Genomic DNA, 9,055 nt, shown 5'->3' with positions numbered 1-9,055 from the left:
GACAACCCCCGTCGACCCCAGGGAACACGCGCGAGGACACGCGGGGCCGCCCTGGGAGACGGAGGGTCCACCCCCGTCAGTGGCCCCCGCCGAGACGGCCGGACATGCGGGCGCGCATGGCCCGGCTGGCCACGTTGAGCCCGGTGATCTCCACGGCGGCCCCGTGGCGGCGGTACTTCTCCTCGATCGCGTCGAGCGAGGCGATCGTGGAGGCATCCCACAGGTGCGCCTCGAGGAAGTCGATCTCCATGCGCGCCGGGTCCCCGGCGTAGTCGAACTGGGTGTAGAGGTCGTTGGAGGAGGCGAAGAAGAGCTCGCCTTGCACGCGGTACCGGGCGACGGCGTCGTCCCCCTCCCCCTCGAGGGTGCGGGACACGGTGGCCAGGTGGGAGACCCGCTGGGCGAACATCACCATGGCGGCGAGCACGCCCAGGCCCACGCCGACCGCGAGGTTGTGGGTGAGCACGGTGGCGGCCACGGTCACGAGCATCACGGACGTCTCGGACTTCGGCATGAACGCGAGCGTGGACGGCCGGACCGAGTGCCAGTCGAAGGTCGCCAGGGACACGAAGATCATCACGGCCACGAGCGCGGCCATGGGCACGAGCGCCACCACGTCCCCCAGGGCCACGGAGAGCAGGAGCACGAACACGCCCGCCAGGAACGTGGAGATGCGGGTGCGGGCGCCGGACGCCTTCACGTTGATCATGGTCTGGCCGATCATCGCGCAGCCGCCCATGCCGCCGAAGAGGCCGGAGACCATGTTGGCCACGCCCTGGCCCCAGGACTCGCGGACCTTGGAGGAGCGGGTGTCCGTGATGTCGTCCACGAGCTTGGCGGTCATGAGGGACTCCAGCAGCCCGACGACAGCCATGCCCAGCGCGTAGGGGGCGATCACCTGCAGCGTCTCGAGCGTGAACGGGACGTCCGGGACCAGCAGCGCGGGCAGGGAGTCCGGCAGGGCGCCCTTGTCCCCCACGGTCGGCACGTCCGCGCCGGCCAGCAGCACGATCGAGGTGACCACCACGATCGCCACCAGCGGGGCGGGGACGGCGGTGGTCAGCCGGGGCAGCAGCAGGATGATCGCCAGGCCCAGGGCGGTGAGCGGGCAGACCAGCCACGGCACGCCCATGAGGTCCGGCAGCTGCGAGGTGAAGATCAGGATGGCCAGGGCGTTGACGAAGCCCACCATCACGGAGCGCGGCACGAACCGCATGAGCCGGGCCACGCCCAGCACGCCGAGCACCACCTGGATCAGTCCGGCCAGGATCACGGCGGCCAGCAGGTGGTCCAGCCCGTGGGACTGCACCAGGGGTGCGACGACGAGGGCCGTGGCGGCGGTGGCCGCCGAGACCATGGCCGGCCGGGCGAGCGGAGGGTGCGGCGCACGGACTGCAGCTGCTCGGGCGTGGACTCGGCGGCGGACCGGGACGCCGCGGCGGTGGTGGGCGCGGGGGCGGGGACGGCGGAGGACGTGCGGCAACCCTACCCTCACGTGAGGGTAGGGTCTGACCGTTCAGCGCTCGAGCGCCTCCAGCTCGGTCAGCAGCTCGTCCGCCTGGCGGAGCTTGCGGGCCAGCGTGGCCCGCCCCTTCCGGGCCCGCTCGAGGAAGGCGGCCACGTCCTCCTGCGAGGCGGGGCACGAGGGGCCCTCGAGGACCTCGAGCAGGCGGGCGGTCTCCTCGAGGCTGAAGCCGAGCGGGGTGATGCGCATGACCCGCAGCAGGCGCTCCACGTCCTCCTCGGTGTAGAGCCGGAAGCCGCCCTCGCTGCGCGCGGACGGCGGGACGAGGCCGACGTCGTCGTAGTGGCGGATGGAGCGCAGGGACAGGCCGGTGCGCCCGGCCACCTCGCCGATCTGCATGGTGCGGCCCTGTGCTGCGCCGTCCGAGTGGGCGTCCACCGGCCCCGCCTTCCCGCGTGCGCCGCGCGCGCCGCTGTGCTCGTCCCCGACCGCGCGGGGATGCGCGCGGCCCCCCGACCCTACCGCGAGGGGAGGGTCGGGGGGCCGGGTGCGCGGACGCCGTCGTGCCGCCCGCGGGGGCGCGGGCGCCGGACTCAGTACGCCTTGACGCGCTGCTCCACCAGCAGGTGGATGAGGGCGAACCGCTCACCCTGCTTCACGGTTTCCAGCGCCTTCTCCACGGCGGCCGGGACGTCCGCGTCCTGCTCCACGCGGATGCCGACGCCGCCGAACGCCTCGGCCATCCTCGCGAAGTCCGGGTTCTGCAGCTGGGTGCCGGAGATGCGCTCGGGGTACTCGCGCTCCTGGTGGGTGCGGATGGTGCCGTACTCCTGGTTGTCCATCACCACGATCAGCGGGGTGGCCCCGTACTGCGCGGCGGTGGCCATCTCCTGGCCGTTCATGAGGAACTCACCGTCGCCGGCGATGGTGACCACCACGCGGTCCGGGAAGTTCAGCGAGGCCGCCACGGCGCCGGGCACGGAGTAGCCCATGGAGCCGTTGCGGGCGGAGATCATGGCGCGGTAGCCCTCGGTGGGGAAGTAGCGGTGCGCCCAGTTGGTGTGCTCGCCGGCGCCGAGGGAGATCATCGAGTCCTTCGGCAGCTTCGGCATGAGGTTCGCCATGAGGGTGGCCATCCTCGCCTGACCCTCGGAGGGCTCCGCCGGCGGGAGCGCCGCGAACTCCTCCTGCTCGGCGCGCATGCGGGAGGTCCACTCCCGCCACTCGTCCTTCACGGCCAGGTCCATGCGGACCAGGTCGCGCACGAACACGTCCGGCTTCGCCACGATCTGATGGGACACGGGGCCGGAGCGGCCGCGCAGGGACGGGTCGATGGTCACCAGGAAGTTCTTCTTGTCCCAGTTCTGGCGGATGGTGAAGCCGTCCGTCACCACGTCCCCGGGCACGGTGCCCACGAACACGATCAGGTCGGTCTCCTCGAGCAGCCGCTCGGTCCAGTCCGGACGGCCGTAGCCGATGGGGCCGATGTAGGACGGGGAGGAGAACGGCACGGTGCCCTCGGTGCGCCACTCGGCGGCCGCGGGGATCTGGTGGGACTCGAGCCATTCGGTGAGCGCCTGCGCGCCCTCGTCCGTCCAGTCGTTGCCGCCGGTGATGAACAGCGGCTTCGTGGACTCCTTGAGCGCGGCGTGCAGCGCCTTCCAGTCCTCCACGGTCATGCCGCCGGGGGCCACGGGGATCTGCGGGTGCAGCTCGGCCTCGACCTCCACGCGGATGACGTCCTCCGGCAGACCGACGACGACAGGACCCGGGCGCCCGGACGCGGCGGCGAACATGGCCTCGGCCACGATCTCGGACGCGCGCTCGGGGTGGTCCAGGACCATCACGCGCTTGGCGCCGGAGTCGAACCAGGCGTGCGGGTCGAACTCCTGGAAGGCCTCACGGTCCCGGTGCTCGAACGGGATCAAGCCGACGAACAGCACCATGGCCGTGGAGTCCTGCCACGCCGTGTGCAGACCGACGTGGGCGTTCGCGGCACCCGGGCCACGGGTGACCATGGCGACGCCGGGCACCGGGTTCATCTTGCCGTCCGCCTCGGCCATGTAGGTGGCCCCGCCCTCGTGCCGGCACACCACGTTCTCGATGTCCGAGTCGTGCAGGCCGTCCAGGACGTCCAGATAGGACTCGCCCGGCACGGAGTAGATGCGCTTGACCCCGTGAGCCTCGAGGGTCTTGACGATCACGTGGCCGGCCGAGAGACGGCCGGCCGCCTCGGTGTTCTGCGACATGGGGGCTCCTGTGTGGTGCGTCGGGACGCGGCCGCGCCCCGGTGTCTGGTGTCCGTGGCCGAGGACACGGAGGCTTTCGGCCAGGGTAGCGGAGGGCCCCGGCCTCGGCCCGTGTGTCACCGGCTGTGAAGCGGGTCCGCACGGCACCGGACCAGCGATGCCGGGCCTACGCGATCCGCTCGCGCACGGTCAACCCTCGCAGGCTGAGCCACACAGCTCCGACGAATGCAACGAGCGTTCCGACTGCCATGGTGCCCACGAGACTCCAGGGGACGTGGAGGTCGACGGGCACCTCCTGCCATGCGTTGAGCATGGCCACGCCCAGCGAGCTGCCGACAACGCCCACGACCGTCGGCGCCACCACGACCCATCCGATCTGTCCGGCGAGCACGGTTCTCACCCACGACGTCCTCAGCCCCATGGCTCGGGCCCCGGCCAGGACCCGTCGGCCGGCCGCCCCCGCCTGCAGTCCGTAGATCAGGGCCAAGACCACGCCGAGAGCGGAGAGCAGACCTGCTCCCCAGGCGATGGCCTCCGGAACATCGACGGTGTCCGGGGCGCGGGGCAGGTCCATCCACTCGGGACTGAAGTGCAGTTCCTCGGGGAGCCGCACGGCGGCCGCGCGCTGCTCGGGGTCAAGGCGGGGAAAAACGTGGGCGATCGGAGACGACTGTGCAATCGGGAGGCCCGAGGCAGTGGACGCGAGGATGACGGCACCTCCTGTGGCCAGGCTGCCACTGACCCCGTCCACCACATGGACGGGCAGATCGGCGACCACCACCCCCGGCTCCGCGGCCTCCGGATCCTCCACGCCGAGCCGGCCGTTCGGGGTGGCCCCGCCGCGCACGGCCGCCCCCTCCTGCAGGGCGTCACTGGTCGCAGCGTCCAGCTCGGGCAGCCCCAGCACGTCGGCCGCCTGCCGCGCGGTCTCCACCACCACGACGGGGCCGTCACGCATCGTGGTCGGGGCCTCCAGCTGGGTGAAGGTGAAGTCGTCGTCGGTGCCCAAGACCTCACGAGTGTCTTCGACGATGCTCTGGGCAATCGTGGTGTCGCCGATGCTCTGGAGGGCCAGACGAGCCTGGTCCTCCGGCACGGCCGAGACGAGGGAGTCATTGAACGTCTGGACGCTGCTCGTCACGGCCGTGAGCGTGCCGGTGGTGAGCACAGCCTGGAACCCGAAGAGCACCATGACCAGCCAGGCGCCGCCCGCTGCCGTCACGAGGCGGGAGCGCAGGAGCGCCGCGGGCCGCTGGGCGAGACCTCGGCGCGCGCGCAGACCCAGCACCAGCGGGACCACGAGGACGGCGGCCATGCCCACCAGGGCGACAACAGCCGCCCTCATAGTGGACTGCATCCCTGTGCTCGCGACGAAGACAGCGGCCAGGAGACACAGCGCCATCAAACCGAGCAGCACCAGCGTGGAGGGCCACGGGACGCGTGCCCGCCGAGCCCAGGACAGGTCCTCCCGCAGGCGCGGGGAGAGCCGGAGCATGGCCAGGCCGCTGCCGATCAACGCGCCGAGAAGGCTCATGCCCAGCACGGTGGCCCCGACCGTCGGAAGTCCCACCCAGGGGCCGAGAGGCTGCGGGAGGAGCGCAGCGAGGAGTGACCGCGCGGCCCACCCCAGCAGGGCTCCGAGAGCCACGCCCGTCAGCGCGCCAAGCGCGCTGAGCAGCAGAGGAGGAAGGAGAGTCAGCTGCCGTGTCCGCGAACGGCGCAGCCCGAGGGCTGCGAGGGTGTCCACGGAGCGGGCCATGAGCCGGGCCCCACCCCACCCGGCGATCGCGGAGGTCAATGCAGGAACCACCAGCAGCGGGATCAGGAATCCCCACGCGTTGGAGAGCGCGTTGAAGGTCCTTGGGCGGTCGGTGAAGTCCGTCACCGACTCGGGAGCCTCGGGAGCGCCGGCTTCGGCTGCGTCCGGGGAGCTTGTCTCCACTGTGGAGCGCATGGCTGCCGCCACCACGTCCGCGTCGCCTCCGCTCCAATAGACGTTGAAGGAGGCCGTGACACCCCACCGGCGGAGCTCATCCTCCGCCAGCCCCGCCCCCGCCGCTCCCCACGTTCCCGGAGCCGCGTAGACCGCGACGCTGTCTCGCCGGTGGTCATCGACCGCCGTGCAGGTGGGTGTCAGGGTCAAGGCACCGTCGAAGAACGCCACGTCAGTCGTGGCGCCCAGCTTCTCCGCCAAGGCGGGTGACAGGCAGACCTGCCCCGGTGCCGTCGGAACGGTCCCGTCCAGGAGACGCACCGTCCCCGTGGGAGTGTCCGCGCTCAGGTCGAGCTCTTCATAGCGGATCCCGTCCACGGCGGACCCCTGAGGCAGCCCGAGGTCGATGACCGCCAGCGTGGACCCCACCTCCGTGGCTCCCGCGCGGGTCATGGCCGCATCCAGAGCAACGATGTCCACGTCCGCGCCCAGGGGATAAGACGTCACAGTGGTCTGAGCCCGTTCAAAGCCCCCGAAATAGCCTTCGGCCTGCTGTTCAGGGCTCAGCGACAGCCCCTGGGTCACGGCATGCAGGACCATGATCACGGCGGCCGCGACGGCGGCCGCAAGTCCCGTCCACCAGGATCCCCGTGTCCGCGCGAAGATCGGAAGCAATGTCCCCACTCCCGCGGAGGATCGACGGGTGGAGCCATCGGCCTCGGATCTCATGCGTGGACCCCATCCGCATGGCTCTGCAGCCGTCCATCGCTCATGACCCAGGTGTGGTCCGCATAGCGCCGCACCACGTCGTCATGGCTCACGACCACCACGCAGACCCCGTCGTCCGCCAACTGACGCAGCAGCGCCAGAACATCCCTCGTCGTCGCTGAGTCGAGCGCCCCCGTGGGTTCATCAGCCAGCAGGATGGTCCTGCCTCCGGCCACGGCGCGGGCGATGCCCACGCGCTGCCGCTGCCCCCCGGAGAGCTGATCTGGACGGCGGTCCTCCATCCCGCTCAAGCCCACGCGACCCAGCCACATGTCCGCTTCGGCGATCGCCGCGGGCACTGCCCAGCCTCGAGCGCGCAGGGGCAACGCCACATTCTCCCGGGCGGTGAGGACCGGCAGCAGGTTGTCGTCCTGGAACACCAGCCCGATCTCATGCAGACGCAGATCGGCGCGGGCGTCCTCGCTCAGGGAGACGAGATCGTCCTCCCCCACCAGCACCTGCCCCACGTCGGGCACCTCGAGCCCGGCGATGACGTTCAGCAAGGACGTCTTGCCGGAGCCCGAGGCGCCCATGACGGCGACCAACTCGCCATGGCGGAAAGGAACCGTCACGCCGGCCAACGCTGTCACCACCTCCGGTCCGCTGGTGAACTGGAGGCTGACACCACGGGTGTCGATGGCAGGAGCGGGCATGGTGGTCCTTCAGCGGGTCGTGATAGGTGGGAGACAACAGTGAGGAAGGGCGGATCCTGTCAGCAGGCGCCGTTTGTGCGCCAGGACGACGCCTTGTCGTTGAACCAGCTGCCGACGTAGCGGTTGTCGGTCCACGAATTCATGGTGTAGCAGTTGCCGCCTCCATTGACATCCACGTACCAGGCGCCGGCGTAGCTGGTCTTGTTCGTCCAGGAGGACATCTCGTCGTTGGCGACGGCGCTCATGTTCTTCACATCCTGGCCACCAGACCGGTATCCCAGTAGCCCGTTGTAATCGGCGTTCTTAAAAACGCCGACGTAACCCCGCGGCACCTCGCTCAGGGCTGCGGATGCAGACCCGGCGCCCGCTCCCAATGCAGCGGTGACGAGAACTCCGGCGAACAACTTCTTGGACATGGACATGGCAACTCCTAAGTTCACGAGAATGATGACTGTCATGGCGATAGGTCGGTGATCCCCAGAAGTTCCTGTGCCATCGACCAGAATCATGATGCGGGGGGGGGATCATCACTCAAGAGCCATTGCGCATGTTCACATGATGTTCATCTGCAGCGGGGATATCTCTCCCTTCCACCCCTCGGCTGAGCGTCCTCCTGGATCACCCGACGTACGCTGGGCACATGCTCTCCTCCCGCGCCCTCGGCCGCCTCGCCGCGATCTCCGTGTTCCTGAACACCGCGCCGGGGATGCGCGGCGGCCAGTCCGCCGAGGAGCGCCTCACGGCGGGCACGCAGCTGCCCGCCCTGGTGCCCGAGCTGCAGGAGGGGGACGTGCGCCTGCGCGTGGCGGCCGCCGCCCGGGACCGCGCCCACGCCCTGCGCGCCCGCCTCGCCGAGCTGTGGGCCCTGGCGGCCGAGGACCAGACCGCCGCGCTCGAGGCCGTGAACGCCCTGCTGGCCGAGACCGGCCCGCTGCGCCTGGTGGCGGACGGGGGCGGCGCCGTGGACCTGGCCCCCGCCGCCACCCCCGCCGACGCCGTCGAGCGCCTCACCGCGATGGCCGCCCTGGCGCTGGCCGAGGCCGCCCTCGAGGGCGAGCTGGACCGCCTGCGGGTGTGCGCCGGCGAGGACTGCGAGAACGCCGTGGTGGACGGCAGCCGCAACCGCTCCAAGCGCTTCTGCGACGCCGCCAACTGCGCCAACCGCACCCACGTGCGCAGCTACCGGGCCCGTCAGGTGGAGGCGGGCGAGGATGCCGCGGTATCCGAGGCCGAGCCGGCCGAGACGTCCGGCGGGGAGCCCGCGGAGGCGGCGGGCGACGACGTCGTCATGGCGGAGAAGCCGGAGAAGAAGGCGAAGAAGGACGAGAAGCGGTCCAAGAAGAAGGACAAGGACGGCAAGAAGAAGTCCACGAAGGACAAGAAGAAGTCGAAGAAGAAGCGCCAGGACGACTGACCGCCCGGGCTCGTCCCCGCCCTCACCGGGCGGGGCGGGGATCAGCGGCGGCCGGCGTCGCCGTCGGCGGCGGGGCCCTGCCCGGCGGCGCCGCTGCGGCGCTCTCGCGCGGCCTGGGCTCGGCGCTCGGCGGTGCGGCGCTGGAACTCCTCCTCCGAGGAGCGGTTGACCCCGGAGCCCTGGGAGAGGCGCTCGGGGTTCTCGCGGGAGGCGAGCTGCAGCATGGCCACCACCACGAGGGAGGTCATGAAGAACACGCCGAAGGCGATCAGGCCGATGTCGATGCGCAGCGGGTTGTCCGTGCCGCCCGAGGCCGTCAGCGCGGCGATCGAACCGCCGACCAGGCCGAGCACGGCGGAGAACACGAGGGGTCCCTTGACGCTGGTGCGCAGGCCGCCGCGTGCCGGGCGGCCGGCACCGCGGGGGGTGCGGTCGTCGGACGGGCGGGGGGACTGAACGCTCACAGCGGGTCTCCTACGGGTGGATGTCGGGGGCGCCCGCGCGGCCGCCGGGGGCCCGGCGCGTCGGACCCGGCCAGTCTACGCCGGGGTCACCCCGGCCGCCGGGCCGTTC

At 71.2% G+C, this 9,055-nt stretch carries 7 protein-coding genes and 1 pseudogene; 1 reads left to right on the top strand and 7 read right to left on the bottom strand.

The features are described from left to right. Positions 1–76: 76 nt before the first annotated feature. From Q4D18_RS05615 to Q4D18_RS05590, 6 genes and pseudogenes are all read right to left on the bottom strand, one after another. Positions 77–1,366 (bottom strand): annotated as a pseudogene (locus Q4D18_RS05615) (SulP family inorganic anion transporter); the annotation flags it as partial. 150 nt (positions 1,367–1,516) lie between these two features. Next, complete coding sequence (locus Q4D18_RS05610; protein ID WP_303126483.1) at positions 1,517–1,864, bottom strand: MerR family transcriptional regulator; 348 nt, start codon at positions 1,862–1,864, stop codon at positions 1,517–1,519. Positions 1,865–2,058: 194 nt separating this feature from the next. Next, complete coding sequence (locus tag Q4D18_RS05605) at positions 2,059–3,714, bottom strand: thiamine pyrophosphate-dependent enzyme (protein WP_303126450.1); 1,656 nt, start codon at positions 3,712–3,714, stop codon at positions 2,059–2,061. 166 nt (positions 3,715–3,880) lie between these two features. Further along, positions 3,881–6,253, bottom strand: coding sequence for a hypothetical protein (locus Q4D18_RS05600; protein ID WP_303126449.1), 2,373 nt, complete (start codon positions 6,251–6,253; stop codon positions 3,881–3,883). A gap of 119 nt (positions 6,254–6,372) precedes the next feature. Further along, positions 6,373–7,068 (bottom strand): ABC transporter ATP-binding protein, encoded by a 696-nt coding sequence (locus tag Q4D18_RS05595; RefSeq protein WP_303126448.1) that lies wholly within the window; start codon positions 7,066–7,068, stop codon positions 6,373–6,375. Between the two features lie 59 nt (positions 7,069–7,127). Continuing rightward, positions 7,128–7,484, bottom strand: a complete 357-nt coding sequence (locus Q4D18_RS05590; RefSeq protein ID WP_303126447.1) for a peptidase inhibitor family I36 protein — start codon at positions 7,482–7,484, stop codon at positions 7,128–7,130. A gap of 224 nt (positions 7,485–7,708) precedes the next feature. On the opposite strand from Q4D18_RS05590, the gene Q4D18_RS05585 reads away from it, so the two are divergent. After that, positions 7,709–8,482 carry a CGNR zinc finger domain-containing protein gene (locus Q4D18_RS05585; protein WP_303126446.1) on the top strand — a complete coding sequence of 258 codons (774 nt, stop codon included), beginning with the start codon at positions 7,709–7,711 and terminating at the stop codon, positions 8,480–8,482. Between the two features lie 41 nt (positions 8,483–8,523). Here Q4D18_RS05585 and Q4D18_RS05580 read toward each other — a convergent pair whose 3' ends face one another. Beyond that, positions 8,524–8,946, bottom strand: a complete 423-nt coding sequence (locus Q4D18_RS05580; RefSeq protein ID WP_303126445.1) for a hypothetical protein — start codon at positions 8,944–8,946, stop codon at positions 8,524–8,526. Between the last annotated feature and the right edge of the window lie 109 nt (positions 8,947–9,055).

This window comes from Micrococcus sp., from assembly GCF_030523875.1.
GTDB lineage: Bacteria > Actinomycetota > Actinomycetes > Actinomycetales > Micrococcaceae > Micrococcus.
The sequence above is the reverse complement of the archived record's forward strand: the minus strand, read 5'-3'. Positions and strand labels throughout refer to the sequence as shown.